Raw genomic sequence first — 26,785 nt, 5'->3', positions numbered from 1 at the left:
CTGTCGGGTTCCAGTTAGGGTGTTTGATAAGAATAGCTAAAGGATGTACGCCATAGCATGTGATGCCGGGCTTTCCTTCAGGAATGCGGGTGAACATCACAGAATTTTTGACGTGAGGATGAGATGCAAATAGTTAAACGCAGCGCAACTACGCTTTTTTTGGCGGTTTTATCTTTTACCGCCGCCGCGCACCCTCACAGCTTTATCACGCTGAAAACGCAAATCCTGGTACAGGACGAGCAGGTAACCGGCCTGAAAATGCGCTGGGTGATGGACGAATTAACTTCAGCCGATCTGCTCTATGATGCCGGAAACGCAAAGCCCGGAGATGAGATCTGGAAAAAACTGGCGGCGGAGGTGATGGCTAACGTGCTCGGCCAGCACTACTTTACCGAGTTCTGGCATAACGGGGAAAAGGTGAAATTCCTTAACCGGCCAACACGGTACGGTATGAGCCGCGTTGATCACCAGGCGGTGCTGACCTTTATCCTGCCGCTGGCGGAACCCCAGCCGCTGGCCGGACAAAAATACACTTTCTCTACCTTCGATCCCTCCTACTACGTGGATATGAGCTATGCCGAGGACAGTGATGTGTCGCTGCCCGATGCGCTGCAAAAACGCTGCTCCCTCACCGTCGATACCCCGGAGCCCAGCGATGAGACGCTCAGCTTTGCCAGTTCGCTGGATAAAGACGATGCCCCGCCGGAAGATATGGATCTCGGCAAACAGTTTGCCCAGACGGTGACGCTACAATGTCAGTAATTCGTGTACAACGTAGGTGGGAACTCTGGCCGCTGGCGCTGTTTCTCGTCATGGCGGTGGCGGCAACAGTGTGGTTATGGCAGGCATGGCCGCAGGTGATGCGGCAAAGCATTCTCTGGCAGCGGGATGTCAACCAGCAGATGAGCGGTTTGCTGAAAGCGGTGGCCGACAACCCGACAGCGGCGGGCGGTTCGCTGCTGATCTTCAGCTTCCTGTACGGCGTGCTGCACGCGCTGGGGCCGGGGCACGGCAAAATCGTCATTACTACCTGGCTTGCGACCCACCCCTCAAAACTGAAATCAAGCATCGGCTTAACCCTGGCTTCTTCTTTATTACAGGGTGGGGTGGCGATCGCCCTGGTGGCGGCGGTATTAATGCTGCTGCAGCGCCCGGCGCGGGATCTGCATATGAGCAGTTTCTGGCTGGAGAAGGGCAGCTACGTGCTGGTGGGCGTGCTGGGGCTGATGCTCTGCTGGCGAGCGCTGAAAAAACTGCGCGCGTTATTACGTAAGCCGACCTTCAGGGCCTTTACCCCACACCATGTCCACGACGCGCACTGCGGCTGCGGCCATCAGCATCTGCCGACCCCGACGCAGCTTAAGCGTGCTGATGACTGGCGGGCGCGGCTGATGATCGTTCTGTCGATGGGGATGCGGCCCTGTTCCGGGGCCATTATGGTGCTGCTGTTCAGTAAGGTGATCGGTGTGTTCAGCTGGGGTGTGGCCTCTGCGCTGGCCATGGCGGCGGGCACGGGGCTGACGATCTCCTCCCTGGCGTTGCTGGTGCATGGTTTCCGTCAGCTGGCGGTCAGGCTCAGCGGCAACAGAACGCCGGTACTGTGGCGGCAAGTCGGCTGGACGACGTTAGCCTTAGCGGGCGGGGTGATTCTGGTAACGGCGGCGACAGTCATGTGGCTCAGCGCCGTGCCGGTGGGGCGGGGGTTACGGCCATTTTAACCCCCGCCGGGCTAAAATCTCAAAGTGACGGAGGCGGCTTGCGACTGGCAGGGGGATGTTTTAGTTTTCAGCTTCGCTTAAAGGTCATGACAAGGAGTCACGATGACCCCTCTTTCCTCCGCGTATTTAACGCGATATCTCTGGCTGGCCGCCGCCGCCGGGCTGTTGATGGGCCTGGTTATCATCTTTTTCTGGCCCGAACTTGCCAGCTGGTGGCCTGAAGATCTCCCCCGTATCTACTCCACGCTCTATTTTCTTATCGGCACGGGACAAACCGGCCCTGATACGATCCCGCTTGCGATCTATGGCAAGCTGGTCATGGCCGGCTTTGTACTGGCTTTTATGCACCCCGGCCACGGCAAAATACCTCTCGTCGCCTGGATGCTCCATAACCAGCCCACCAGCAAACAATTTTTTGACTGGATAGTGCGCAGCTGGATCCTGCAGTGCGGCTTTTTTGTCATCATTTTCTGGCGCATCGGTTTTACGCAGAATCTCTCTCACGAAGTGTTGCTGCGTTTTGTCGCGGTGTTCAATTACGTCTGCTATTTCGCCACGCTGATTCTGGGCGTTCTGCTGGTTCGCGACGCTCTGTGCCGGCGGGAAAGCGCTGACCGTCCCGCAAGCAATATTCGGCTGCCGCTGATTTTCGCGCTGGGCTTTTATCTGCCGTCTCAGGTTGTGTGGCTGCTGCTGGGGGCGCGGGAATATGATTTGACGCTGACGGGATGGCTGCTGTTTGTGCCCACTGCGGTCGGTATGCTGTTAGCCAGGCTGGCGACGGGCGGCGTCGCCTGTCTGTTACGTCAGCAGCTGGGAGGAGTGCGGTGTCAAAGAGGGTGGCGGTATTTTGCGTTATTTAACGGCGTAGCAGTGCTGGCGATGGTCACCAATGCCTTCATTCGCATTCTGTGGTCGCTACTGCATTAATTAACAGGGCAGGAATAAAAGAGGCGGGTGAGGGATCCCCACCCGCCCGCTGAGATTAACGCTTCAGCGCTTCACTCAGTTCGTCACGCATGTTCGCCAGCATGGCTTTGACCACGCGTGGGTTACCCGCAACGATATTGCCGGACAGCATGTAGTTATGACCACCGGTGAAATCACACACCAGCGCGCCTGCTTCACGGGCGATCAGTTCGCCAGCGGCGAAGTCCCACGGCTTCAGGCCAATTTCAAAGTAACCGTCAACGCGACCAGCGGCAACGTAGGCCAGGTCCAGCGCAGCGGAACCGGTGCGGCGGAAGTCAGCGCACTCGGTGAACAGTTTGCCCAGAATTTTCATGTACGCAGGCGCGTGCTGTTTGGCTTTGAACGGGAAGCCGGTCGCCAGGATGGTACCGTCGAGATCGCGCGCGTTGGTGCCGCGCAGACGGTAGCCGTTCAGCTGTGCGCCCTGACCACGGGTGGCGGTGAAGAGTTCGTTACGCATTGGATCGTAAACCACCGCCACTTCGGTACGGCCTTTGATGCGTACGGCGATGGAAACAGCAAAGTGGGGCAGACGTTTAACGAAGTTGGTGGTGCCATCCAGTGGATCAATAACCCATTGAACATCCTGATCTTCGCCTGCATGCTCACCGCTCTCTTCGGTGATGATGGTGTGCTGCGGGTAAGATTTGCGAATGGTGTCGATAATGACGGCTTCTGCGGCTTTATCAACGTTAGTCACAAAGTCATTGCTGCCTTTCTGGCTGGTTTCTACGCTGTCTGGAGTTTCGTAGTGTTTGGCAATTACATTACCCGCCTTGCGCGCTGCGCGCACGGCGATGGTCAACATTGGATGTTGCATCGGTTACTCTCACTGGATGTTAAAGAACGGGGAAACGAAAACGGCGCAGAGTATAGCAGCGGGATCGGAATATGTCTTCCGTTTATGATAACATCACCGAATATTCTCCAGACTCAGAAAAATTATGCTGCAAAATATCCGAATCGTGCTGGTCGAAACATCGCATACCGGCAACATGGGCTCCGTAGCCCGCGCTATGAAAACCATGGGCTTAACCAATCTCTGGCTGGTTAACCCGCTGGTCAAACCCGACTCTCAGGCCATCGCCCTTGCGGCAGGCGCCAGTGACGTAATTGGCAATGCGCAGATCGTCGATACCCTGGATGAAGCCTTAGCCGGTTGCAGCCTGGTGGTTGGCACCAGCGCGCGTTCGCGCACGCTGCCGTGGCCGATGCTCGATCCCCGTGAATGCGGGCTGAAAAGCATCAGCGAAGGCCAGCATGCGCCGGTAGCGCTGGTGTTTGGTCGTGAGCGCGTGGGGCTGACCAATGACGAGCTGCAGAAGTGCCATTATCACGTCGCCATTGCCGCTAATCCGGAGTACAGCTCGCTGAACCTGGCAATGGCCGTGCAGGTTATCGCCTATGAGGTGCGCATGGCCTGGCTGGCTACTCAGGAAAAAGACGTTCCGGCCGTGCAGGAAGAGACACCCTACCCTCTGGTAGACGATCTGGAGCGTTTCTATGGGCACCTGGAGCAGACCCTGCTCGCCACCGGCTTTATTCGTCCGGGTCATCCGGGACAGGTAATGAACCGCCTGCGCCGCCTCTTTACGCGCGCGCGTCCGGAGAGCCAGGAGCTGAATATCCTGCGCGGAATTCTGGCGTCGATTGAGCAGAAGAATAAAGAGTAGTGCCGTTTGTTTTCCCCTCTCCCTGTGGGAGAGGGCTGGGGTAAGGTCATCAGGCCGCATGCAAGCGCAGCGCCGCCGGACGAAAACAGTTGAGCGCACAGAAGGTTAAATACCTGACTAAATCAGTCAAGTAAATAGTTGACCATTTTAGTCAGGAATGTCAGACTTGGCCCTGCTATGCAATACCCCCACTTTACAATAAAAAACCCCGGGCAGGGGCGAGTTTGAGGTTAAGTAAGACATGAGACTGACATCTAAAGGGCGTTATGCCGTGACCGCGATGCTGGACGTTGCGCTCAACTCCGAAGCGGGCCCGGTTCCATTGGCTGATATTTCTGAACGTCAGGGAATCTCCCTCTCTTATCTGGAACAGCTTTTCTCCCGACTGCGTAAAAATGGTCTGGTTTCCAGCGTTCGCGGTCCGGGCGGTGGTTATCTGTTAGGTAAAGACGCGGGCAGTATTGCCGTTGGCGAAGTGATTAGCGCAGTTGACGAATCCGTCGACGCGACCCGTTGCCAGGGTAAAGGCGGCTGTCAGGGCGGTGATAAATGCCTGACGCACGCGCTGTGGCGCGATCTGAGTGACCGTCTGACCGGTTTCCTGAACAATATCACCCTCGGTGAGCTGGTGAATAACCAGGAAGTTCTGGACGTATCAGGCCGTCAGCACAGCCACGATTCTCATCGTAATACCCGCGCGCAAGACGCTATCGACGTTAAACTGCGCGCCTAATAAAAATAGGTTATTCAGAATCAGGCCGGGGCGTAACGCCCCGTGTACTCGGTCGTACATCCAGCCGGTTGCCTGATTCCTTGCATTGAAGCGATGTACGGAGTTTATAGAGCAATGAAATTACCGATTTATCTCGATTACTCCGCAACCACGCCGGTGGATCCGCGTGTTGCCGAGAAAATGATGCAGTGTCTGACCCTGGACGGAAACTTTGGTAACCCGGCTTCCCGTTCACACCGTTTTGGCTGGCATGCTGAAGAGGCGGTAGATATCGCCCGTAATCAGATTGCTGAGCTGGTTGGTGCCGATCCGCGTGAAATTGTTTTCACCTCAGGCGCAACCGAATCCGATAACCTGGCGATTAAAGGTGCAGCTAATTTCTATCAGAAAAAAGGCAAGCACATCATCACCAGCAAAACTGAACACAAAGCCGTGCTGGATACCTGCCGTCAGCTCGAGCGCGAAGGTTTTGAAGTGACCTATCTCGCGCCACAGCGCAACGGCATCATCGACCTGAAAGAGCTCGAAGCGGCGATGCGTGACGACACCATTCTGGTCTCCATCATGCACGTGAACAACGAAATCGGCGTAGTGCAGGATATCGCAACTATCGGCGATCTGTGCCGTGCGCGCGGCATTATCTACCACGTTGACGCCACCCAGAGCGTGGGCAAACTGCCTATCGATCTGAGCCAGCTGAAAGTGGATCTGATGTCCTTCTCCGGCCACAAAATCTATGGTCCGAAAGGCATCGGTGCGCTGTACGTGCGTCGTAAGCCACGTATCCGCATCGAATCCCAGATGCACGGCGGCGGTCACGAGCGCGGCATGCGTTCCGGTACGCTGCCTGTTCACCAGATCGTGGGCATGGGTGAAGCTTACCGTATCGCTAAAGAAGAGATGGACACCGAGATGGCGCGCCTGCGTACGCTGCGCAACCGTCTGTGGGACGGCGTGAAAGATATGGAAGAGGTCTATCTGAACGGCGATCTTGAGCAGGGCGCACCGAACATTCTCAACGTCAGCTTCAACTATGTTGAAGGCGAGTCGCTGATCATGGCGCTGAAAGACCTGGCCGTCTCTTCCGGTTCTGCCTGTACTTCTGCAAGCCTTGAGCCGTCCTACGTACTGCGTGCGCTGGGCATGACCGACGAACTGGCACACAGCTCTATCCGTTTCTCTTTAGGTCGTTTTACTACCGATGAAGAGATTGACTACACCATCCAACTGGTTCGCAACTCCATTGGCCGTCTGCGTGACCTTTCTCCACTGTGGGAAATGTTCAAAGAAGGCGTGGATCTGAACAGCATTGAATGGTCACATCACTAATCGGTTTGTAAGGAGAATTCAGCATGGCATACAGCGAAAAAGTTATCGATCATTACGAGAATCCACGTAACGTAGGATCTTTCGACAACAGCGACGACAGCGTGGGCAGCGGCATGGTGGGTGCACCGGCCTGTGGCGACGTGATGAAGTTGCAGATTAAAGTCAACAATGAAGGTATCATTGAAGACGCGCGCTTCAAGACCTACGGTTGCGGTTCCGCAATCGCTTCCAGCTCCCTGGTCACCGAGTGGGTGAAGGGCAAGTCTCTGGACGAAGCGCAGGCGATTAAAAATACCGATATTGCTGATGAGCTCGAACTGCCGCCGGTAAAAATTCACTGCTCTATCCTGGCGGAAGATGCGATCAAAGCCGCAATCGCGGATTACAAAAGCAAACGTGACGCAAAATAATTAGTTGAGGTTGTTATGTCGATTACCCTTAGCGACAGCGCTGCCGCGCGAGTAAGCTCCTTTCTGGCAAACCGTGGCAAAGGCTTTGGCCTGCGACTGGGTGTACGCACCTCCGGCTGTTCCGGTATGGCGTATGTACTGGAATTTGTTGACGAACCCGCGGCGGAAGACACCGTGTTCGAAGACAAAGGCGTGAAGGTGGTGGTCGATGGTAAAAGCCTGCAGTTTCTGAACGGCACTCAGCTGGACTTTGTAAAAGAAGGCCTCAACGAAGGGTTTAAGTTTACGAACCCGAACGTGAAAGATGAGTGCGGCTGCGGCGAAAGCTTCCACGTATAATTGCGCATCACCTGTTAACCCCACCGCAGCCAGGCTGTGCGTGGGGTTTGCTTTAATCAGCTAACCCTGAGATTGTTATGGATTACTTCACCCTCTTTGGGTTACCAGCCGGGTATGAAATTGATACTCAGGCGCTGGCGGCCCGTTTCCAGGATCTGCAACGTCAGTATCACCCGGATAAATTCGCCAGCGGCACGCAGGCGGAACAACTGGCGGCGGTGCAGCACTCTGCGACCATCAATCAGGCGTGGCAAACTCTGCGCAACCCGCTGAGCCGGGCAGAGTACCTGCTGTCGCTCCATGGGTTTGACCTCTCCAGTGAGCAACACACCGTTCGCGACACCGCGTTCCTGATGGAACAGCTGGAGCTTCGTGAAGAGCTGGATGAGATCGACCAGGCCAAAGACGAAGCGCGTCTTGAGCGCTTTATGCAGCGCATCAAAGGGATGTTTGATACCCGCCATCAGCAGATGGTTGACCAATTGAATAACGAGACGTGGGACGTGGCGGCGGACAGTGTACGCAAGCTGCGTTTTCTCGATAAACTGCGAAGCAGTGCTGAACAACTCGAAGAAAAGCTGCTCGATTTTTAATTTCGGAAGCGATTATGGCCTTATTACAAATTAGTGAGCCGGGCTTAAGTGCCGCACCGCACCAGCGTCGTCTGGCGGTGGGCATCGACTTAGGCACCACCAACTCGCTGGTGGCGACCGTGCGCAGCGGCCAGGCTGAAACGCTGGCGGATGCGCAGGGTCAACACCTGCTGCCTTCTGTGGTCCACTATCAGCCTCAGGGCCACATCGTGGGCTATGACGCCCGCGCCAACGCCGCGCAGGATCCTGCCAACACCATTAGCTCGGTAAAACGGATGATGGGGCGTTCGCTGGCGGACATCCAGAGCCGATATCCGCATCTGCCGTATCAGCTGCAGGCCAGTGAAAATGGCCTGCCAATGATCGCCACCGCCGCAGGGTTACTGAACCCGATCCGCGTTTCTGCAGATATCCTCAAGGCGCTGGCCGCCCGCGCGACCGCGACCCTTTCCGGCGAGCTGGATGGCGTGGTGATCACGGTTCCAGCCTATTTCGATGACGCCCAGCGTCAGGGGACCAAAGACGCCGCGCGTCTGGCGGGCCTGCACGTGCTGCGCCTGCTCAACGAACCGACCGCTGCCGCCATTGCTTATGGCCTGGACTCCGGTCAGGAAGGGACGATCGCGGTCTTCGATCTCGGCGGCGGAACCTTTGATATCTCCATCCTGCGTCTGAGCCGTGGGGTGTTTGAAGTGCTGGCGACCGGCGGCGACTCCGCCCTCGGCGGCGATGACTTTGACCATCTGCTGGCGGAGCATATCCGCGAACAGGCGGGGATTGCCGATCGCAGCGACATGCGTGTTCAGCGCGCGCTGCTGGATGCGGCCATTGCCGCTAAAATCGCCCTCAGCGATGCCGCCTCCGTTACCGTTGAGGTGGCGGGCTGGAAAGGCGACATCAGCCGCGAGCAGTTCAATGCGCTGATTGCTCCGCTGGTAAAACGCACCCTGCTGGCCTGTCGTCGCGCGCTGAAAGATGCGGGCGTCGAGGCTGAAGAGGTGCTGGACGTCGTCATGGTCGGCGGTTCAACCCGCGTGCCGCTGGTGCGTGAGCGGGTGGGCGAGTTCTTTGGCCGCACGCCGCTGACCTCTATCGACCCGGATAAAGTGGTCGCCATTGGTGCCGCTATCCAGGCCGATATTCTGGTGGGCAACAAGCCGGACAGCGAAATGCTGCTGCTGGACGTCATCCCGCTGTCCCTCGGTTTAGAAACCATGGGTGGCCTGGTGGAGAAGGTGATCCCGCGTAACACCACCATTCCGGTGGCGCGCGCGCAGGAGTTCACCACCTTCAAAGATGGCCAGACCGCGATGTCCATCCACGTCCTGCAGGGCGAGCGCGAACTGGTCCAGGACTGCCGTTCGCTGGCGCGCTTCGCGCTGCGCGGCATTCCGGCGCTGCCTGCGGGCGGGGCGCATATCCGCGTCACCTTCCAGGTGGATGCGGACGGCCTGCTGAGCGTGACGGCGATGGAGAAATCGACCGGTGTCGAATCCTCCATTCAGGTGAAACCGTCCTACGGTCTGACCGATAATGAAATCGCCACAATGATTCAGGACTCAATGAGTTTTGCTGAGCAGGATGTGAAGGCGCGTATGCTGGCCGAACAGAAAGTCGAAGCCGCACGCGTGCTGGAAAGCCTGAACAGCGCACTCACTGCTGATGCCGCGCTGTTAAGCGCCGCTGAACGTCAGGCCATTGACGACGCCGTCGCGCAGCTGAGCGCGGTGGCGGTTGGCAATGACGCTGACGCCATAGAACAAGCCATTAAAAACGTTGATAAACAAACCCAGGAGTTTGCCGCTCGTCGTATGGATCAGTCTGTCCGTACCGCGCTGAAAGGCCACTCCGTGGACGAGGTTTAATATGCCAAAGATTGTTTTTCTGCCACATGCGGACCTCTGTCCGGATGGCGCAGTTCTGGAAGCTGAGACCGGCGAAACCATCCTGAACGTTGCCCTGCGTAACGGTATTGAAGTGGAACACGCCTGTGAAAAATCCTGTGCCTGCACAACCTGCCACTGCATCGTCCGCGAGGGGTTTGACTCCCTTGCGGAGAGCACCGAAGATGAAGACGACATGCTGGATAAAGCATGGGGTCTGGAGCCGGAAAGCCGCCTGAGCTGTCAGGCGCGCGTCACCGATGAAGATCTGGTGGTCGAACTTCCGCGTTATACGCTTAACCACGCACGCGAGCATTAATATGGGACTGAAGTGGACAGACAGCCGTGAAATCGGCGAAGCGCTGTATGACGCTAACCCGGATCTCGATCCAAAGACCGTACGCTTCACCGATATGCATCAGTGGATTTGCGATCTGGAAGAGTTTGACGACGATCCCAACGCGTCCAATGAAAAAATTCTGGAGGCGATTCTGTTAGTCTGGCTGGACGAAGCAGAATAAAAACGTAACGGGCTGCCTTCAGGCGGCCCGTTTGCTTGTTGCTAATAAGGATAAATAAAATGACCGAAGCGATGAAGATTACGCTCTCTACTCAGCCTGCCGATGCGCGCTGGGGTGAAAAAGCCACTTACAGCATCAACAATGACGGCATTACCCTGCACCTGAACGGCAGCGACGACTTAGGCCTGATCCAGCGCGCGGCGCGTAAAATTGACGGCCTGGGCATTAAACATGTATTACTCGACGGCGAAGGCTGGGACACCGACCGCAGCTGGGCCTTCTGGGCAGGCTACAAAGGCCCGAAAGGCAGCCGTAAAATTGAGTGGGCGAACCTCGACGAAGCCGGTAAAACCGAGCTGGAAAGCCGCCTGAAAATTATCGACTGGGTGCGCGACACCATCAACGCTCCGGCGGAAGAGCTGGGTCCGGAACAGCTGGCCCAGCGCGCGGTGGATCTGCTGAGTGGCGTTGCGGGCGATAAGATGTCTTACCGCATCACTAAGGGCGAAGATCTGCGCGAGCAGAACTACATGGGTATCCACACCGTGGGCCGCGGTTCTGAGCGCCCGCCGGTACTGCTGGCGCTGGATTACAACCCAACCGGTGATAAAGCGGCCCCGGTTTTTGCCTGCCTGGTCGGAAAGGGTATTACCTTTGATACCGGCGGTTACAGCCTGAAGCAGAGCGCATTCATGGACTCCATGAAGTCGGACATGGGCGGCGCAGCCACCATTACCGGCGCGCTGGCCTTTGCCATTACCCGTGGTCTGAACAAACGCGTGAAGCTCTGGCTGTGCTGCGCCGACAACATGGTCAGCGGTAACGCCTTCAAGCTGGGCGATATCATTCGCTACCGCAACGGTAAAAACGTCGAAGTGATGAACACCGACGCCGAAGGCCGTCTGGTGCTGGCCGATGGCCTGATCGACGCCTCTGCGCAGAAACCCGAGCTGATTATCGACATGGCAACTCTGACCGGGGCGGCGAAAACCGCGCTGGGCAACGACTACCATGCGCTGTTCAGCTTCGATGATAAGCTGGCAAACCGCCTGCTGGCGAGCGCCGCCGCCGAGAACGAGCCGTTCTGGCGTCTGCCGCTGGCCGAGTTCCACCGCAGCCAGCTGCCGTCCAACTTTGCCGAGCTGAACAACACCGCCAGCGCCGCCTATCCGGCAGGGGCGAGCACCGCCGCCGGTTTCCTGTCGCACTTTGTTGAGAACTATCAGGAAGGCTGGCTGCATATCGACTGCTCCGCCACCTACCGTAAGGCCGCGGTAGAGCAGTGGTCCGCAGGCGCCACCGGTCTGGGCGTGCGTACCATTGCGAACCTGTTAACCGCAGAGTAATTGTTTCCCCTCACCCCAGCCCTCTCCCCATAGGGGAGAGGGTGTCTGATTCCCCTATCCCCTATGGGGATAGGGTCAGGGTGAGGGGAAAATGCAACATCTGGAATACCTATGTCAGAAACCAAAAACGAATTAGAAACCCTGCTGGAGAAAGCGGCCACCGAGCCCGCCCATCGTCCGGCATTTTTCCGCACGCTGCTGGAATCCACCGTCTGGGTGCCGGGCACTGCGGCGGAAGGTGAGCAGGTTGTCGAAGACAGCGCGCTGGACCTGCTGCACTGGGAAAAGGACGACGGCACCTCGGTGATCCCGTTCTTCTCCTCGCTGGAGGCTTTACAGGAAGCGGTTGAAGATGAACAGGCGTTCGTGGTGATGCCTGTGCGCACCCTGTTTGAGATGACGCTGGGCGAAACCCTGTTTCTGAACGCCAAACTGCCGACCGGAAAAGAGTTCACCCCGCGCGAAATCAGCCATCTGATCGGCGAAGAGGGTAATCCGCTCAGCACTCAGGAGGTGCTGGAGGGCGGCGAGTCGCTGCTGTTGTCGGAGGTGGCCGAGCCACCGGCGCAGATGATCGACTCCCTGACCACGCTTTTCCAGACCCTCAAGCCGGTCAAGCGCGCGTTTCTTTGCTCAATCAAAGAGCAGGCCGACGAACAGCCGGTATTGCTGATTGGCATTGAGGCGGATGGCGAGATCGACGGCATCATTCAGGCCGCAGGCAGCGTGGCGACCGACACCCTGCCGGGGGACGAGCCGATTGATATCTGCCGGGTGGTGAAAGGGGAGAAGGGCATCAGCCACTTTATCACCGAGCACATCACGCCGTTCTATGAGCGCCGCTGGGGTGGCTTCCTGCGCGATTTCAAAAACAACCGTATTATCTGAGCCCGCACGGGGTGAGGCCTCACCCCGTCGCTTCCAGCAGCAGTAAATCCATCAGCAGCACCAGATTCGACTCAAATGACGTCACTCCTGCGGCCTCGGCGGCGAAATGCACCGCTTCGTCGTATAACGCAAAATGCAGATCCGCCATCCCCGCCAGCGTATTCGCCGACGCGCGGGTAAAGGCCACCACCGTCATCCCGACATTCTGCGCAATGCGCGCCTTATCCAGCACCTGCTCGGTCTCACCGCTGCGCGACACCGCGATGAACACCTGATAGCGCGAGGCATTGCTGAGAAAAATATTGCGGCTGTCGCCAGGGCCGGAGATAAAGGCCGTTTTGCCCAGCACCTGCAGTTTTTTGGTCAGGTACTCGGCGAACAGATAGGAAAAGCCCGCGCCGTAGAGAAAAAAGCTCTCTTTTTCCCGTAGCAGTTCGGCAAAATGGCGGCGTTTATCCGCCGTCGCCCACTGAAAGGTCTGCTGATAGTTGGCGATAAACTGCGTAAAAAGCGCGGGCATCTCCGCGGGCTGGCGAGTTTCGGCGGCAATGTGCGGGGTGTCGCTCAGCAGCTGCTTGCAGTGCCAGACGAATTCGCTAAAACCGCTGAACCCCAGCTTGCGGCACAACCGCATGATAGTAGCTGTGGAGACGAAGGTCGCCTGCGCCAGCTCCCGCACCGTGATGTGGCCCACCAGCAGCGGATGCCCGGTGAGGTGGGCCAGCACGCGATACTCCGCGCGGGTGAGTGACTCCCCGCGCGATAACAACGTCGCCAGACGGTTATCCATTGTTACGCAGGTTCAACCGGCAGATCGTCCCGGGCGCCCCATTCACTCCAGGCCCCGTCGTAGAGCGTCACGTCGGTTTTGCCGAGGGTCGCAAGGGCCAGGATCACCACGCAGGCGGTAACGCCCGAGCCGCAGCTGGCAACAACTGGCTGATGCAGATCAACCCCCTGACGGGCGAAAATCTCCCGCAGTTCGTCGGTGGTTTTCAGCTCGCCCTCAAACACCAGATCGCCCCAGGGCACGTTACGCGAATTGGGAATATGGCCGCGCTTAAGACCAGGGCGCGGCTCGTCGGCCTCGGCGTTAAAGCGTGGGGCAGGGCGGGCATCAACAATCTGCGCGGTCTGTTCGTGGCTGGCCAGCAGCACGTCGGTCACGCGCTTGATCGCCCCGGCAGCAAAGGTGGCGTCAAAATCGCCGTCTGGCAGGGAGACATCGCCCTGCTGGAGCGGCAACTCAGCCCGCTGCCAGCCTGCAAGGCCGCCTGCCAGGATCGACACCTTTTCCACGCCAAAGGTTTTCAGCATCCACCAGGCGCGCGGGGCGGAGAAGAGGTTGCCTTCATCGTACACCACCAGATGTTTATCCCGGCTGACGCCCAGCTCGCGCATGGCCACAGCAAAGGCTTCCGGACGCGGCATCATGTGCGGCAGGGGGGAGGTGTGATCGGAGAGGGCTTCGATATCAAAAAATACCGCCCCCGGCAGATGCCCGGCGCGGTATTCCGCGGGAACGTCACGATGCTCCTGGCCTGGCGGCGCCATCCGCGCATCCAGGATCTGCACTTCAGGGTCGTCACGGTGCTCAATCAGCCAGTCGGCTGCAACAAAATATGAAGTGGACATGGTTGCCTCCATAAATGAATCCATTAATGGATTGTCGGTGTTTTTTCTGACACCGACAAGCGAACCACGTTCAACTCGCGAGCAAGCCCTTATTTTTTCACCGCTTCTCCGTCCTGCCACGCTTTATGCAGCGCAGGCCAGTATTCACGGTTAGCCTCGATCATCTCATCAAGAATGGCTTTGGCGTGCTCCATGGTCGGCACGGTACGGTTGAGGGTAAACGCCTGTAACGCTTTTTCGTAGCTGCCTTCGATGGTGGCTTCCACCAGTAACTGTTCCGAGGCCAGCTGCTGTTGCAGCAGAGTCTGATGGAACAGCGGCACCCGGCCGATGCGGATCGGTTCTGGGCCTTCGCTTGTGATATAAGCTGGCACTTCCACCATCGCATCGTAGGGCAGGTTGACGATGGCTCCCTGGTTTTCCACCATCACCAGATGGCGCTGACGCAGGTTAAACGCCAGCGAGCGGGCCACATCCACGATAAACTCGCCGTGCACCCCCACGTGGAAGGCATCCGGCAGGATCCCGGTACGCTTGTACTCTTCGGCGGCGGCAAACAGCTTTTTCTCGCGCCCGTTCATCACTTCATTGGCACGGGTATAGTCCGGGTTCTGATGCTCCACGATCTGATTGGGCATCAGGTAGTACTGTAAATACGGGTTCGGCAGATATTCCGGGAAATTATCCATAATCGGCTTAATATTGCGCCAGGTTTTAACCCATGACGGGTCGGAGTGCTGCGGATCGGTTTTGGCCGCATCTTCCGTCAGCAGGCCAAATCTGGCGATATGACGACGCAGCTCAGGCAGTTTGTCCTCGCCGTCCACCAGCACGCGGGTAAACCAGCCGAAGTGGTTGAGGCCGAAGTAGTCCACCTCCAGCGTGTGGCGATCCACGCCAAGAATGGCGCCCATGTTACGCATCGCCGCCACCGGCATATCGCAGATGTTCAGCACCCGGGCGTCCGGACGCAGGCGGCGCACCCCTTCTGCGACAATCGCCGCCGGGTTGGAGTAGTTAACGATCCACGCTTTTTCGTGAGCGTAACGGTCAACCATGTCGATCAACTCGACCATCGGCAGGATGGTACGCAAGCCATACGCCAGCCCGCCCGGGCCGCAGGTCTCCTGGCCGACAACGCCGTGACGCAGCGGGATCTTCTCATCCTGCTCGCGCATTTTGTACTGGCCCACGCGCATCTGGGCGAAGACAAAATGGGCGCCGCTGAACGCCACTTCCGGATCGCTGGTGACGGTGAATTTGATGCTCTGGCTGTGATCGCGAATCACCTTCTCAACCACCGGCGCAATAGTGTGCTGCCGGGCTGCATCAATGTCATAGAGGCGAATTTCCGCCAGCGGGAAATCTTCCAGCCGCACCATCAGGCTTTTTACAATCCCTGGCGTATAGGTGCTGCCGCCACCGGCGATAGAGAGTATAAATGGGGGTGTAAACATAGTTGTCTCCTTCAGAGAATCGTCTCGACCGCTTCTCGCATTTTTTTGACATGCAGCCCGTAGACCACCTGAACGTTATTGCCCTGCTTGATGACGCCTTTCGCGCCCGTCGCCTTAAGCCGCGGCTCGTCGATGATGGCGACATCCTTAACCGTGACGCGCAGACGGGTGTAGCAGTTATCCACCACATCAATATTGTCGCGCCCGCCGAGGCCGACGATGATCGCCTCGCCTAAGCCGTCGTTGCTGCCTTTCGCCTGATACTCCTGCTTGCTGTACAGACGGGTCTCCTGATCCTCCTCTTCGCGCCCTGGCGTTTTCATGTCGAAATGCAGGATCAGGAAGCGGAAGACAAGGAAGTAGAGGCTGAACATGATCAGCCCGACCAGGATGTACATCGGCCAGTTGGATTTTTCCGTACCCAGCGGCAGGTTATAGAGAATGAAATCGATAATGCCGTTGGCGCCGATGGCATGAACGCCAAGCAGAGAGAAGAGCATCATGCCGATCCCGGTCAGCACCGCGTGCACCACGAACAGCAGCGGCGCAACGAACAGGAAAGAGAACTCAATGGGCTCGGTAACACCCACCAGGAACGAGGTCAGCGCCGCCGGGATAAGGATCGCTTTTGCCACCGCTTTACGCTCCGGTTTTGCGGTCACGTACATCGCCAGCGCGGCGGCAGGCAGGCCAAACATTTTACTGATACCGCGGGCATCCCAGACGACGGTGCTGCTGAGCTGCTTCACCTCCGGACAGGCCATCTCGGCAAAGTAGATATTACGCGCGCCCTGGTAAGTAGCACCGCATACCTCCTGGGTACCGCCCAGCTCGGTATAGAGGAACGGGGTATAGACCAGGTGATGCAGGCCAGTGGGGACCAGAATGCGCTCCAGGAAGCCGTAAATCGCCACCCCGAACGGCCCGGATCCTTTAATGGCCAAGGCTGCGGCGGTGATGCCGTCCTGTGCGAACGGCCACAGCTCGCTCATTACCACACCCAGCAGCATTGAGACCGGAAGCATAATGATGGCGACGAAGCAGTGACCGGAGTAGATCGCCATGGCGCCGTTAAACTGCACCCCGGAGTATTTGTTATACAGATAACCTGACAGCGCCCCGGTGAGGATCCCGGCAAACACGCCCATCTCCAGCACCTGCACGCCCAGCACCATGCTCTGTCCAGCGGCTTTCATCTGGTCCGCTGGCGCAAGCGCCCCCTGCAGCTGCATCGTGACGTTCATGGCGTTGATAAACACCACAAACGTCACCAGACCAATCAGCGCCGCGTAGCCTTTGTCACGTGTCGCAAGCCCTATGGGGATCCCCACGGCGAACACCAGCGCCAGGTTAACCAGCACCGAGACGGCGGATTTGGCGATCAGCTGGCCGATACTCTGAATCAGCGGATGACCAAGGAACGGCAGATACCCGGCAAGGGCACCGTTACCCAGCACATTTCCAAAGGCAATAAACAGACCGACAATCGGCAGGATGAGTACCGGTCCGTATAATGATTTTCCGAAATTTTGTAGGGCGTTCACGGCTCGTTTCATAACGTTCTCTCTTATTGAACCGCGCACTCAGGGTGCGTCTGATAATAAAGCTAGCAGTGCAAGCGCTTGTTTATCCAGATATCTTCTTGTTTTAAAAACAAATGACGTTAAAGGTTACATGTAACCTTATTCGCTGTGATCGCTGTAGCAGCGCAATGTCCAGCGCAGACAATCACTTTGCGAGGCGCTATCCATAATTGGATTGAGTGCTTTTGTATTAATGAAACTTGCGGATAATACTTAACCCGACGACGACCAACAGGCCCGCGAGGCCAGGGATAAAGGATGAAACCGTTTCGTTTCGCCGCACTTTCTTTAGCGCTGCTCACTTCACTGGCGCTTGTCGGCTGTGACAACAGTGACGACAGGCCCAAACCGCAGGCGCCCGCTGCGGCGGCTGCTTCCACCACACAACCGACTGTCCCGGCGAAGCCTGACGACGCCGCGCTGGAGAAACTGGCAGCGCAAAGCCAGGGCAAGGCGCTGACCCTGCTGGATGCGTCTGAAATCCAGCTGGACGGTGCCGCCGCCCTGGTGCTGACCTTCTCTGTCCCCCTCGATCCCGGCCAGGATTTCACCCGTACAGTGCACGTGGTCGACAAAAAAAGCGGCAAAGTGGATGGGGCATGGGAGCTGGCGTCTAATCTGAAGGAGCTGCGCCTGCGTCACCTGGAGCCGAATCGCAACCTGGTGGTCACCGTCGAGGGCGCGCTGCTGGGGCTGAATAAAGCCACCCTGGGCAGCGACATCGAAAAAACCCTTACCACCCGCGATATTGAGCCGAGCGTGGGCTTCGCCAGCCGCGGCTCGTTGCTGCCGGGTAAGGTGGTGGAAGGGCTGCCGGTGATGGCGCTGAACGTGAATAACGTTGATGTGAATTTTTACCGCATCAAACCAGAATCACTGGCCGCCTTCGTCAGCCAGTGGGAATACCGCAGCTCACTGACTAACTGGGAATCCGACAATCTGCTGAAGATGGCGGAGCTGGTCTATACCGGTCGCTTCGACCTTAATCCGGCGCGTAATACGCGCGAAAAACTGCTGCTGCCGCTGGCGGATATCAAACCATTACAGCAGGCAGGGGTCTACCTCGCGGTGATGAATCAGGCCGGGCATTACAACTACAGTAACGCCGCCACGCTCTTTACCCTCAGCGATATTGGCCTTTCCGCCCACCGCTACCATAACCGGCTGGATATCTTTACCCAGAGCCTGGAAAACGGCGCGGCGCAGTCGGCCATTGAGGTATTACTGCTTAACGATAAAGGGCAGACCCTGGCGCAGGCCACCAGCGACGCCGACGGCCACGCCACGTTGCAAACCGACAAAGAGACCGCGCTACTCCTGGCCCGTAAAGACGGACAGACCACGCTGCTGGATTTAACCCTCCCGGCGCTGGATCTGGCGGAGTTTGCCATCTCCGGCGCGCCTGGCTTCAGTAAACAGTTCTTTATGTTTGGTCCGCGCGATCTCTACCGACCGGGGGAAACGCTGATTCTCAACGGTCTGCTGCGTGACAGCGACGGTAAACCGCTGCCCGCTCAGCCCGTAAAGCTGGAGGTGTTACGCCCGGATGGCCAGGTGGCTCGCACGGTGGTCAGTCAGCCTGAAAATGGTCTCTATCGCTTTACCTACCCGCTTGATAGTGGGGCGCAAACCGGGATGTGGCATGTACGCGCCAGCACCGGGGATAACCAGCAGCGGCTGTGGGATTTCCACGTCGAAGACTTTATGCCAGAGCGTATGGCGCTGAATATCGCCGGGCAAAAAGCGCCGGTTGCGCCGCAGGATGAGGTCGCGTTTAACGTGACGGGGTATTACCTGTACGGCGCGCCCGCCAACGGTAACAGCCTGCAGGGGCAGCTCTTTTTACGTCCGCTGCGTGACGCCGTGGCCGCGCTACCGGGCTTCCAGTTTGGCGATATCGCCGAAGAGAACCTGAGCCGTAGCCTTGATGAAGTGCAGCTGACCCTGAACGAACAGGGGCGCGGGCAGGTGACCAGCGAAAGCCAGTGGAAAGAGACCCACTCACCGCTGCAGGTTATTTTGCAGGCCAGCCTGCTGGAGTCCGGTGGGCGTCCGGTGACCCGCCGGGCGGAACAGGCCGTCTGGCCTGCGGCAACGCTGCCGGGCATCCGTCCGCAGTTTGCCAGCAAAGCGGTCTATGACTACCGCACCGATACCACCGTCAACCAGCCGATTGTCGAGGAGAACAGTCAGGCCGGGTTCGATATTGTCTATGCCGATGCCAGCGGGGCGAAAAAAGCCGTTTCCGGTTTGCAGGTTCGCCTGATCCGCGAGCGCCGCGACTATTCATGGAACTGGTCCGAAAGCGACGGCTGGCAGTCGCAGTTTGATCAAAAAGATCTGATCGAGGGCGAGCAGGCGCTGGATCTGGCCGCCGACGAAACAGGAAAAGTGAGCTTCCCGGTGGAGTGGGGATCCTATCGTCTTGAGGTCAAAGCGCCGGATGAAGCGGTGAGCAGCGTGCGCTTCTGGGCTGGCTACAGCTGGCAGGACAACAGCGATGGCTCCGGCGCGGCGCGCCCGGATCGCGTCACCATGAAGCTCGATAAACCGGCGTATCAGCCCGGAGATACCATCAAGCTGCATATTGCCGCGCCGGCGGCGGGTAAAGGCTACGCGATGATTGAGTCCAGCGAAGGGCCGCTGTGGTGGAAAGAGATCGACGTGCCCGCCGAGGGGCTGGAGATGACCATCCCGGTGGATAAGGCCTGGAAACGCCACGATCTCTACCTCTCCACGCTGGTGGTTCGCCCCGGCGATAAATCCAAATCGGCCACGCCAAAACGGGCGGTAGGCTTGCTGCATCTGCCGATGGGGGATGAGAGCCGTCGGCTGAGCATCGCCCTTGAGAACCCGCCCAAAATGCGCCCGAACCAGACGCTGGCGGTGAAAGTGAAGGCCAGTGTTAAAAAGGGCGCTGCACCACAGAAGGTCAATGTGCTGGTCTCGGCGGTGGACAGCGGCGTACTGAATATTACCGATTACGTTACCCCGGATCCGTGGCAGGCTTTCTTTGGGCAGAAGCGCTATGGCGCGGACATCTACGACATCTACGGGCAGGTGATTGAAGGCCAGGGGCGTCTGGCGTCGTTGCGCTTTGGCGGCGACGGCGATGAACTCAAGCGCGGCGGCAAACCACCGGTTAATCATGTCACCATTATCGCCCAGCAGGCGCAGCCGGTAGAGCTGGATGCTAACGGGGAGGGCACCGTCTCGTTACCCATTGGCGACTTCAACGGCGAGCTGCGTCTGATGGCGCAGGCCTGGACCGATGACGATTTTGGCAGCAGTGAGAGCAAAATCATTGTTGCCGCACCGGTTATAACTGAACTTAACACGCCGCGTTTCCTCGCCAGCGGCGATACCGCAAGACTGACGCTGGATCTGACCAACCTCACCGATCGTCCACAGACCCTGAACGTCGTCCTGACCGCAGGCGGCAATCTGGCGCTGGAAGGGGCGCAGCCGCAGCCGGTACAGCTGGCCGCGGGTGAACGCTCGACGCTGTTTATTCCGGTGCGGGCGCTGGACGGTTACGGCGAGGGGGAAATTGCCGCCCAGGTGAGCGGCCTGACGCTGCCCGGCGAAACCTTTGCGCCACAGCAAAAGAGCTGGAAGATCGGCGTGCGCCCGGCGTTCCCGGCACAGACGGTAAATACCGGCACCATGCTTAATCCGGGCGAAAGCTGGCAGGCCCCGGCCCGGCATCTGGCTGATTTCTCACCGCTGACGTTACAGGGGCAGCTTCTGCTAAGCGGCAAGCCGCCGCTTAACCTTGCCCGTTATATCCGTGAGCTGCAGGCTTATCCGTATGGCTGTCTGGAGCAGACCGCCAGTGGCCTGTTCCCGTCGCTCTATACCAGTGCCGCGCAGCTGAGCGCGCTGGGCATTAAGGGCGACAGCGACGAGAAACGCCGGGCAGCTATTGAGGTCGGCATCTCACGACTGTTGCAGATGCAGCGTGACGACGGCGGTTTTGCCCTGTGGGATAAAAACGGGCCGGAAGAGTACTGGCTCACCGCCTACGTCACCGATTTCCTGGTGCGGGCGGGCGAGCAGGGGTACAGCGTCCCGTCTGATGCCATCACTCATGCCAACAACCGCCTGCTGCGTTACCTGCAGGATCCGGGCATGATGTCTGTCCGTTACAGTGACGACGCCGCTGCCAGCAAGTTTGCGGTGCAGGCCTATGCCGCGCTGGTGCTGGCGCGTCAGCAGAAAGCCCCGCTGGGCGCGCTGCGTGAAATCCAGGAGCGCCATGCCCAGGCCAAATCTGGCCTGCCGTTGATGCAGCTGGGACTGGCCCTGAAGCTGATGGGCGATGCGCCGCGCAGCCAGCAGGCGCTGGAACTGGCAGTCAAAACGCCGCGCAGCGAGACGCAAAACTGGCTGGCCGATTACGGCAGCCCGCTTCGCGATAACGCCATGATGCTCAGCCTGCTGGAAGAGTACAAACTGCTGCCGGATACTCAGAACACGTTGCTGAACGTGCTGTCTCAGCAGGCGTTCAGCCAGCGCTGGCTCTCTACCCAGGAGAGCAATGCCCTGTTCCTGGCGGGTCGTTCTCTGCAAACGCTCTCCGGAGAGTGGCAGGCCGCCACCTCGCTGGCAGAGGGCAGCATGCGGGGTGACAAACCGCAGGTGCAAAACCTTAATGCCGATCGGCTGGCTGCGCTGCAGGTGACTAACACCGGCACTGCGCCACTGTGGGTGCGCCTGGACAGCAGCGGCTATCCGCAGTATGCCCCCCAGCCCGCCTCCAGCGTGCTGAAAATTGAACGGCAGTTCCTGGCCACCGATGGCAGCAGCAAGTCACTCTCCTCCCTGAAAAGCGGCGAGCTGGTGCTGGTCTGGCTGAACGTCACCGCCACCCAGAGCGTGCCTGATGCACTGGTGGTAGATCTGCTGCCTGCGGGACTGGAGCTGGAAAACCAGAACCTCGCCAGCAGCAGCGCCAGCCTGCAGGAGAGCGGCAGCGAGGTGCAAAACCTGCTCAACCAGATGCAGCAGGCGGACATCCAGCATATGGAGTTTCGCGACGATCGCTTTGTTGCTGCCGTGCCGGTGAATGAAGGCCAGCCGGTGACGCTGGTCTATCTGGCGCGCGCCGTCACGCCGGGAACCTACGCGGTGCCCGTGCCGATGGTGGAGTCCATGTACGTACCGCAGTGGCGGGCAACGGGTGCGGCCAGCGGCCCGCTGATTGTCGTTCCGTAACGTGCGGGTTCGCTCTCTGTTACGCTCCCGCTGGCTGCGGCTGGTGGGGGCGATTCTTCTGCTATGGGGCGCCGTCGTTGCCGCCGATCGTCTGTGGCCGCTGCCGCTGCACGAGGTCAATCATGCCCGCGTGGTGGTGGATGAGAAGGGCATCCCATTGTGGCGATTTGCCGATCGCGACGGGATCTGGCGCTACCCGGTCACTCTTGAAGAGGTTTCGCCGCGCTATCTCGAGGCGCTGATACAGTATGAAGATCGCTGGTTCTGGGATCACCCTGGCGTCAATCCGTTCTCGGTGCTGCGCGCCGCCTGGCAGGATCTGAGTGCCGGTAAGGTGATCTCGGGCGGCAGTACGCTGACCATGCAGGTGGCGCGCCTGCTGGATCCCCATCCACGCACCCTGGGAGGTAAAGTCCGTCAGCTCTGGCGAGCGTTCCAGCTGGAATGGCACCTCTCAAAGCGTGAAATACTGACGCTCTATCTCAATCGCGCCCCGTTTGGAGGCACCCTCCAGGGCGTGGGAGCCGCAAGCTGGGTCTATCTGGGAAAATCCCCTGCGCAACTGAGCTACTCCGAAGCCGCCCTGCTTGCCGTATTGCCGCAGGCGCCGAGCCGTTTGCGCCCGGACCGCTGGCCGCAGCGCGCCGAGGCGGCACGCAACAAAGTCCTCAACCGAATGGCTTCCCAGGGCGTCTGGTCCGCCTCTCAGGTCAGGGAGTCGCAGGAAGAACCCGTCTGGCTGGCACCCCGGCAGATGCCGCAGCTGGCGCCGCTGTTCTCGCGCATGATGCTGGGTAAAAGCCGCGACAGCAAAATAGTGACTACCCTGGACGCTACGCTGCAACGCCAGCTGGAGGAGCTGGCGCTGAACTGGAAATCCCGCCTGCCGCCCCGCAGTTCGCTGGCGATGATCGTCGTGGATCATACCGACATGAAAGTGCGCGGCTGGGTGGGATCGGTCGACATTAACGACGACAGCCGTTTCAGCCACGTGGATATGATCGGTGCGATCCGATCCCCGGGATCGGTGCTGAAGCCCTTTGTCTATGGCCTGGCGATGGATGACGGGCTGATCCACCCGGCATCGCTGCTGCAGGATGTGCCGCGACGCACCGGCGATTACCGGCCTGGCAACTTCGACAGCGGTTTTCACGGGCCGATCAGCATGAGCGAAGCGCTGGTACGATCGTTGAATCTGCCCGCCGTCCAGGTGCTGGAGGCCTACGGGCCGAAGAAGTTTGCCGGGATGCTGCGTAATGCCGGGTTACCGCTTCTTCTTCCCGCAGGTGCTCAGCCGAACCTGTCCCTGATTCTGGGGGGCGCCGGGGCGCGGCTGGAAGATATCGCCGCGGCATACAGCGCGTTTGCCCGGCAGGGTAGGGCCGGGAAACTGCGCCTGAAACCGGACGACCCACTGCTCGAACGTCCCCTGTTATCACCCGGCGCCGCGTGGATTATCCGGCGGATTCTGGCAAATGAGGCGCAGCCGCTGCCGGACAGCGCCCTTGCGCAGGTGGTGCCACTGGCGGTAAAAACCGGTACCAGCTATGGCTATCGCGATGCCTGGGCGATTGGGCTGAACGCGCGCTACGTGATTGGGATCTGGACCGGCAGGCCGGACGGCACCCCGGTAGCCGGACAGTTTGGCTTTGCCAGCGCCGTGCCGGTGTTAAATCAGGTCAACAATCTGCTGCAGTCGCGCTCGGCGCTGGATGAGGCGCGTCTGCCGCGCGATCCGCGTCCCGCCTCGGTGAGTCGCGGCGTCATCTGTTGGCCGGGTGGGCAGTCGCTGCCTGACGGAGACAGTAACTGCCGCCGTCGACTCTCGACGTGGCTGCTTGAAGGAAGCCAGCCGCCGACGCTGTTGCTGCCGGAGCAGGAGGGCATTCGCGGCATTCGTTTCCCGATCTGGCTGGATAGCAGCGGTAAACGGGTGGCGGCAGACTGCCCGCAGGCGCAGGAAAAAAGCGTGGACGTCTGGCCGCTGCCGCTGGAGCCCTGGCTGCCGCAGACGGAGCGGCGGGCCGCGCGTATCCCGCCTGCATCTGCTGTCTGCCCGCCGCTCAGCCATAACTTCCCCGCGCCGCTGCTGCTCTCCGGCATTCGTCAGGGAGCGGTGATTAAGCGTCTGCCGGGTGAGCCGCGCGTCTCGTTACCTCTGCAGGTCAGCGGCAGCGAGGGGCCGCGCTGGTGGTTTCTTAACGGGGAACCGCTGAGTGTTCAGGGGCGAATGTATACGCTGCAACTTGACCACGCAGGGGATTATCAGCTGCTGGTGATGGATGAGGCGGGGCAGGTGGCGACCGTGGATTTCACGCTGCAATAGATAAAACGCGTTTCGGCGACGATCTGTTGTTAAAACTCGTCTTATTTTAAAAAAATGTTACGTGCATCCATAGGCAATGGCGACAATGCTCATTATAATCCGCGCCATATATTTCGCATGAATGCAAAACAACAGAACAAATCACAGAGGTAATCATGGCTATTGAACGTACTTTTTCCATCATTAAACCAAACGCGGTGGCAAAAAACGTTATTGGCAGCATCTTTGCTCGCTTTGAAGCGGCAGGGTTCAAAATCGTTGGCACCAAAATGCTGCATCTGACCGTTGAGCAGGCTCGCGGTTTCTATGCTGAGCACGAAGGTCGCCCATTCTTCGACGGTCTGGTTGAGTTCATGACCTCTGGCCCAATCGTGGTTTCCGTACTGGAAGGCGAAAACGCGGTTCAGCGTCACCGCGATCTGCTGGGTGCAACTAACCCGGACAACGCGCTGGCAGGTACCCTGCGCGCAGACTACGCTGACAGCTTCACCGAGAACGGCACCCACGGTTCCGACTCCGTAGAATCTGCCCAACGTGAAATCGCTTACTTCTTCGCAGAAGGCGAGGTGTGCGCTCGCACACGTTAATTCCTGCGGGAATATTTTTTCTGTAAATGCCACGTGCAGACGTGGCATCCCTGCACCAGACTTTGTACAATGCAACGCCCCGGACGAGCAGACCGCTTTCCGGGGCGTTTCTTTTCAACCCTCCATGGGCCATAACGTGTAACAACGAGGCCGGAATATATTATGTCTGAATTAGTTAACACCTCCGAAGTCGCCATTCCTGCGGTTCCGAATAAGAATGGAAAAATCAACCTGCTGGATTTGAACCGTCAGCAGATGCGCGAGTTCTTCAAAGAGATGGGCGAGAAGCCGTTTCGTGCCGACCAGGTGATGAAATGGATGTACCACTATTGCAGCGACAACTTTGATGAGATGACCGACATCAACAAGGTGCTGCGCAACAAGCTGAAAGAAGTGGCTGAAATCCGCGCCCCGGAAGTGGTGGAAGAGCAGCGTTCTGCTGACGGCACCATCAAATGGGCAATTGCGGTAGGCGATCAGCGCGTTGAAACGGTTTACATTCCGGAAGACGATCGCGCCACCCTGTGCGTCTCCTCCCAGGTAGGTTGTGCGCTGGAGTGTAAGTTCTGCTCCACGGCGCAGCAGGGCTTTAACCGTAACCTGCGTGTTTCAGAAATCATCGGCCAGGTGTGGCGTGCGGCGAAAATCGTCGGTGCGGCAAAAATCACCGGCACCCGTCCTATCACCAACGTGGTGATGATGGGGATGGGCGAGCCGCTGCTGAACCTGACCAATGTGGTTCCGGCGATGGAAATCATGCTCGATGACTTCGGTTTTGGCCTGTCTAAACGTCGCGTCACGCTCTCTACCTCAGGCGTTGTACCCGCGCTGGACAAGCTCGGCGATATGATTGACGTTGCGCTGGCGATTTCGCTGCACGCGCCAAACGACACCATTCGCGATGAGATCGTGCCCATCAACAAGAAGTACAATATCGAGACCTTCCTGAATTCGGTTCGCGGCTACATTTCGAAGTCCAACGCCAACCAGGGTCGCGTCACTATTGAGTACGTCATGCTGGACCACGTCAACGACGGCACCGAGCACGCCCACGAGCTGGCGGCGCTGCTGAAAGACACGCCGTGCAAGATCAACCTGATCCCCTGGAACCCGTTCCCGGGCGCGCCGTATGGCCGCAGCTCAAACAGCCGTATCGACCGTTTCTCCAAAGTTCTGATGGAGTATGGTTTTACCACTATTGTGCGTAAAACCCGCGGCGACGATATTGATGCCGCCTGTGGTCAGCTGGCCGGTGATGTTATCGACCGCACCAAGCGTACGCTGCGTAAACGCATGCAGGGCGACGCTATCGCCATTAAGAGCGTGTAATTATTATGCCGTCACGGCGCGTTATTTGCGCCGTGACGTCTGCGGATGCGAATAAACCGTCATCGCGCCGGGATATGGGTAATAATTACGGTGCGTTTTATATGACTTTAAGGCAGTATGTAACGACGCAACAACAGTTTAGCCTTACTGGCAAGCCGCTTCTGTCAATGAAAACCTGACAGCGTTGGGCTGGGTTACTAAGGTTAACTGACCAGAAGTTTCGCGGTGCGGGTGGCATTGTGACTC

At 58.5% G+C, this 26,785-nt stretch carries 23 protein-coding genes; 18 read left to right on the top strand and 5 right to left on the bottom strand.

Going from position 1 to position 26,785, the window contains the following annotated elements; translation table 11 throughout:
- Positions 1-123 precede the first annotated feature (123 nt).
- From MXM41_RS07150 to MXM41_RS07140, 3 genes are all read left to right on the top strand, one after another.
- Positions 124-762, top strand: a complete 639-nt coding sequence (locus tag MXM41_RS07150; protein WP_325930749.1) for a DUF1007 family protein — start codon at positions 124-126, stop codon at positions 760-762.
- Positions 753-1,718: a nickel/cobalt transporter gene (locus tag MXM41_RS07145; protein WP_325930748.1), complete on the top strand. Its 966-nt coding sequence runs from the start codon at positions 753-755 to the stop codon at positions 1,716-1,718. The genes MXM41_RS07150 and MXM41_RS07145 overlap by 10 nt, the downstream gene beginning before the upstream one ends.
- Positions 1,719-1,820: 102 nt before the next feature.
- Entirely contained in the window at positions 1,821-2,648 is an 828-nt protein-coding gene (locus MXM41_RS07140) for a hypothetical protein (RefSeq protein WP_325930746.1), read from the top strand.
- 55 nt (positions 2,649-2,703) lie between these two features.
- Here the strand turns inward: MXM41_RS07140 and suhB are convergent, their stop codons facing one another.
- The gene (gene suhB / locus MXM41_RS07135; protein ID WP_103824616.1) at positions 2,704-3,510 is read right to left on the bottom strand and encodes an inositol-1-monophosphatase; all 807 of its coding nucleotides are present in this window, start codon (positions 3,508-3,510) and stop codon (positions 2,704-2,706) included.
- A gap of 124 nt (positions 3,511-3,634) precedes the next feature.
- Here suhB and trmJ point away from each other — a divergent pair, with 124 nt between their 5' ends.
- From trmJ to sseB, 11 genes are all read left to right on the top strand, one after another.
- Entirely contained in the window at positions 3,635-4,363 is a 729-nt protein-coding gene (gene trmJ / locus MXM41_RS07130) for a tRNA (cytosine(32)/uridine(32)-2'-O)-methyltransferase TrmJ (protein ID WP_325930744.1), read from the top strand.
- Between the two features lie 241 nt (positions 4,364-4,604).
- Positions 4,605-5,096: a Fe-S cluster assembly transcriptional regulator IscR gene (gene iscR, locus MXM41_RS07125; RefSeq protein ID WP_103180723.1), complete on the top strand. Its 492-nt coding sequence runs from the start codon at positions 4,605-4,607 to the stop codon at positions 5,094-5,096.
- 114 nt (positions 5,097-5,210) lie between these two features.
- Positions 5,211-6,425 (top strand): IscS subfamily cysteine desulfurase, encoded by a 1,215-nt coding sequence (locus tag MXM41_RS07120; protein WP_325930742.1) that lies wholly within the window; start codon positions 5,211-5,213, stop codon positions 6,423-6,425.
- A gap of 23 nt (positions 6,426-6,448) precedes the next feature.
- Complete coding sequence (iscU, locus tag MXM41_RS07115; RefSeq protein WP_032613127.1) at positions 6,449-6,835, top strand: Fe-S cluster assembly scaffold IscU; 387 nt, start codon at positions 6,449-6,451, stop codon at positions 6,833-6,835.
- Between the two features lie 15 nt (positions 6,836-6,850).
- Positions 6,851-7,174, top strand: a complete 324-nt coding sequence (iscA, locus tag MXM41_RS07110) for an iron-sulfur cluster assembly protein IscA (RefSeq protein WP_039029731.1) — start codon at positions 6,851-6,853, stop codon at positions 7,172-7,174.
- Positions 7,175-7,251: 77 nt separating this feature from the next.
- Positions 7,252-7,767, top strand: a complete 516-nt coding sequence (hscB, locus tag MXM41_RS07105) for a co-chaperone HscB (protein ID WP_325930740.1) — start codon at positions 7,252-7,254, stop codon at positions 7,765-7,767.
- 14 nt (positions 7,768-7,781) lie between these two features.
- Positions 7,782-9,632 (top strand): Fe-S protein assembly chaperone HscA, encoded by a 1,851-nt coding sequence (gene hscA, locus MXM41_RS07100; protein ID WP_325930739.1) that lies wholly within the window; start codon positions 7,782-7,784, stop codon positions 9,630-9,632.
- A gap of 1 nt (position 9,633) precedes the next feature.
- The gene (gene fdx, locus MXM41_RS07095; protein ID WP_039029728.1) at positions 9,634-9,969 is read left to right on the top strand and encodes an ISC system 2Fe-2S type ferredoxin; all 336 of its coding nucleotides are present in this window, start codon (positions 9,634-9,636) and stop codon (positions 9,967-9,969) included.
- Between the two features lies 1 nt (position 9,970).
- Positions 9,971-10,171 (top strand): Fe-S cluster assembly protein IscX, encoded by a 201-nt coding sequence (gene iscX / locus MXM41_RS07090; protein WP_032613119.1) that lies wholly within the window; start codon positions 9,971-9,973, stop codon positions 10,169-10,171.
- Between the two features lie 59 nt (positions 10,172-10,230).
- Positions 10,231-11,517: an aminopeptidase PepB gene (gene pepB / locus MXM41_RS07085; protein WP_325930737.1), complete on the top strand. Its 1,287-nt coding sequence runs from the start codon at positions 10,231-10,233 to the stop codon at positions 11,515-11,517.
- 111 nt (positions 11,518-11,628) lie between these two features.
- Positions 11,629-12,405, top strand: coding sequence for an enhanced serine sensitivity protein SseB (sseB, locus tag MXM41_RS07080; protein ID WP_325930736.1), 777 nt, complete (start codon positions 11,629-11,631; stop codon positions 12,403-12,405).
- Positions 12,406-12,424: 19 nt separating this feature from the next.
- Here the strand turns inward: sseB and MXM41_RS07075 are convergent, their stop codons facing one another.
- The 4 genes from MXM41_RS07075 to MXM41_RS07060 all read right to left on the bottom strand — a co-directional run bounded on the left by MXM41_RS07075 (position 12,425) and on the right by MXM41_RS07060 (position 17,053).
- Positions 12,425-13,195, bottom strand: a complete 771-nt coding sequence (locus MXM41_RS07075) for a MurR/RpiR family transcriptional regulator (RefSeq protein ID WP_325930734.1) — start codon at positions 13,193-13,195, stop codon at positions 12,425-12,427.
- A gap of 2 nt (positions 13,196-13,197) precedes the next feature.
- Positions 13,198-14,040, bottom strand: a complete 843-nt coding sequence (sseA, locus tag MXM41_RS07070; RefSeq protein ID WP_325930733.1) for a 3-mercaptopyruvate sulfurtransferase — start codon at positions 14,038-14,040, stop codon at positions 13,198-13,200.
- Between the two features lie 89 nt (positions 14,041-14,129).
- Positions 14,130-15,497, bottom strand: coding sequence for a 6-phospho-alpha-glucosidase (locus MXM41_RS07065; RefSeq protein ID WP_325930732.1), 1,368 nt, complete (start codon positions 15,495-15,497; stop codon positions 14,130-14,132).
- A gap of 11 nt (positions 15,498-15,508) precedes the next feature.
- Positions 15,509-17,053 (bottom strand): PTS transporter subunit EIIC, encoded by a 1,545-nt coding sequence (locus MXM41_RS07060; RefSeq protein ID WP_325930730.1) that lies wholly within the window; start codon positions 17,051-17,053, stop codon positions 15,509-15,511.
- 285 nt (positions 17,054-17,338) lie between these two features.
- Here MXM41_RS07060 and MXM41_RS07055 point away from each other — a divergent pair, with 285 nt between their 5' ends.
- The 4 genes from MXM41_RS07055 to MXM41_RS07040 all read left to right on the top strand — a co-directional run bounded on the left by MXM41_RS07055 (position 17,339) and on the right by MXM41_RS07040 (position 26,539).
- Positions 17,339-22,297, top strand: coding sequence for an alpha-2-macroglobulin (locus MXM41_RS07055; RefSeq protein ID WP_325930729.1), 4,959 nt, complete (start codon positions 17,339-17,341; stop codon positions 22,295-22,297).
- Positions 22,284-24,623, top strand: coding sequence for a peptidoglycan glycosyltransferase PbpC (pbpC, locus tag MXM41_RS07050; protein ID WP_418936767.1), 2,340 nt, complete (start codon positions 22,284-22,286; stop codon positions 24,621-24,623). Before MXM41_RS07055 ends, pbpC begins: the two co-directional genes overlap by 14 nt.
- Positions 24,624-24,778: 155 nt before the next feature.
- A complete protein-coding gene (gene ndk, locus MXM41_RS07045; protein WP_325930727.1) occupies positions 24,779-25,210 on the top strand; it encodes a nucleoside-diphosphate kinase in 432 nt (143 codons plus the stop codon).
- 162 nt (positions 25,211-25,372) lie between these two features.
- On the top strand, positions 25,373-26,539 hold the full coding sequence (locus MXM41_RS07040) for a bifunctional tRNA (adenosine(37)-C2)-methyltransferase TrmG/ribosomal RNA large subunit methyltransferase RlmN (protein ID WP_103180711.1): 1,167 nt from the start codon (positions 25,373-25,375) through the stop codon (positions 26,537-26,539).
- Positions 26,540-26,785 lie beyond the last annotated feature (246 nt).

The organism is Leclercia adecarboxylata, from assembly GCF_035787115.1.
Classification (GTDB): Bacteria; Pseudomonadota; Gammaproteobacteria; order Enterobacterales; family Enterobacteriaceae; genus Enterobacter; species Enterobacter adecarboxylatus_E.
This window is presented reverse-complemented; position numbering and strand designations above follow the sequence as displayed.

Bases quoted from the DNA above. Each gene is read 5' to 3' on its own strand.
- iscX (WP_032613119.1), top strand. From the start codon at position 9,971: ATGGGACTGAAGTGGACAGACAGCCGTGAAATCGGCGAAGCGCTGTAT.
- MXM41_RS07120 (WP_325930742.1), top strand. From the start codon at position 5,211: ATGAAATTACCGATTTATCTCGATTACTCCGCAACCACGCCGGTGGAT.
- hscA (WP_325930739.1), top strand. From the start codon at position 7,782: ATGGCCTTATTACAAATTAGTGAGCCGGGCTTAAGTGCCGCACCGCAC.
- iscA (WP_039029731.1), top strand. From the start codon at position 6,851: ATGTCGATTACCCTTAGCGACAGCGCTGCCGCGCGAGTAAGCTCCTTT.
- MXM41_RS07150 (WP_325930749.1), top strand. From the start codon at position 124: ATGCAAATAGTTAAACGCAGCGCAACTACGCTTTTTTTGGCGGTTTTA.
- trmJ (WP_325930744.1), top strand. From the start codon at position 3,635: ATGCTGCAAAATATCCGAATCGTGCTGGTCGAAACATCGCATACCGGC.
- suhB (WP_103824616.1), bottom strand. From the start codon at position 3,510: ATGCAACATCCAATGTTGACCATCGCCGTGCGCGCAGCGCGCAAGGCG.
- MXM41_RS07145 (WP_325930748.1), top strand. From the start codon at position 753: ATGTCAGTAATTCGTGTACAACGTAGGTGGGAACTCTGGCCGCTGGCG.
- iscR (WP_103180723.1), top strand. From the start codon at position 4,605: ATGAGACTGACATCTAAAGGGCGTTATGCCGTGACCGCGATGCTGGAC.
- MXM41_RS07075 (WP_325930734.1), bottom strand. From the start codon at position 13,195: ATGGATAACCGTCTGGCGACGTTGTTATCGCGCGGGGAGTCACTCACC.
- iscU (WP_032613127.1), top strand. From the start codon at position 6,449: ATGGCATACAGCGAAAAAGTTATCGATCATTACGAGAATCCACGTAAC.
- MXM41_RS07040 (WP_103180711.1), top strand. From the start codon at position 25,373: ATGTCTGAATTAGTTAACACCTCCGAAGTCGCCATTCCTGCGGTTCCG.
- hscB (WP_325930740.1), top strand. From the start codon at position 7,252: ATGGATTACTTCACCCTCTTTGGGTTACCAGCCGGGTATGAAATTGAT.
- fdx (WP_039029728.1), top strand. From the start codon at position 9,634: ATGCCAAAGATTGTTTTTCTGCCACATGCGGACCTCTGTCCGGATGGC.
- ndk (WP_325930727.1), top strand. From the start codon at position 24,779: ATGGCTATTGAACGTACTTTTTCCATCATTAAACCAAACGCGGTGGCA.
- sseB (WP_325930736.1), top strand. From the start codon at position 11,629: ATGTCAGAAACCAAAAACGAATTAGAAACCCTGCTGGAGAAAGCGGCC.
- MXM41_RS07055 (WP_325930729.1), top strand. From the start codon at position 17,339: ATGAAACCGTTTCGTTTCGCCGCACTTTCTTTAGCGCTGCTCACTTCA.
- MXM41_RS07140 (WP_325930746.1), top strand. From the start codon at position 1,821: ATGACCCCTCTTTCCTCCGCGTATTTAACGCGATATCTCTGGCTGGCC.
- MXM41_RS07065 (WP_325930732.1), bottom strand. From the start codon at position 15,497: ATGTTTACACCCCCATTTATACTCTCTATCGCCGGTGGCGGCAGCACC.
- sseA (WP_325930733.1), bottom strand. From the start codon at position 14,040: ATGTCCACTTCATATTTTGTTGCAGCCGACTGGCTGATTGAGCACCGT.
- MXM41_RS07060 (WP_325930730.1), bottom strand. From the start codon at position 17,053: ATGAAACGAGCCGTGAACGCCCTACAAAATTTCGGAAAATCATTATAC.
- pepB (WP_325930737.1), top strand. From the start codon at position 10,231: ATGACCGAAGCGATGAAGATTACGCTCTCTACTCAGCCTGCCGATGCG.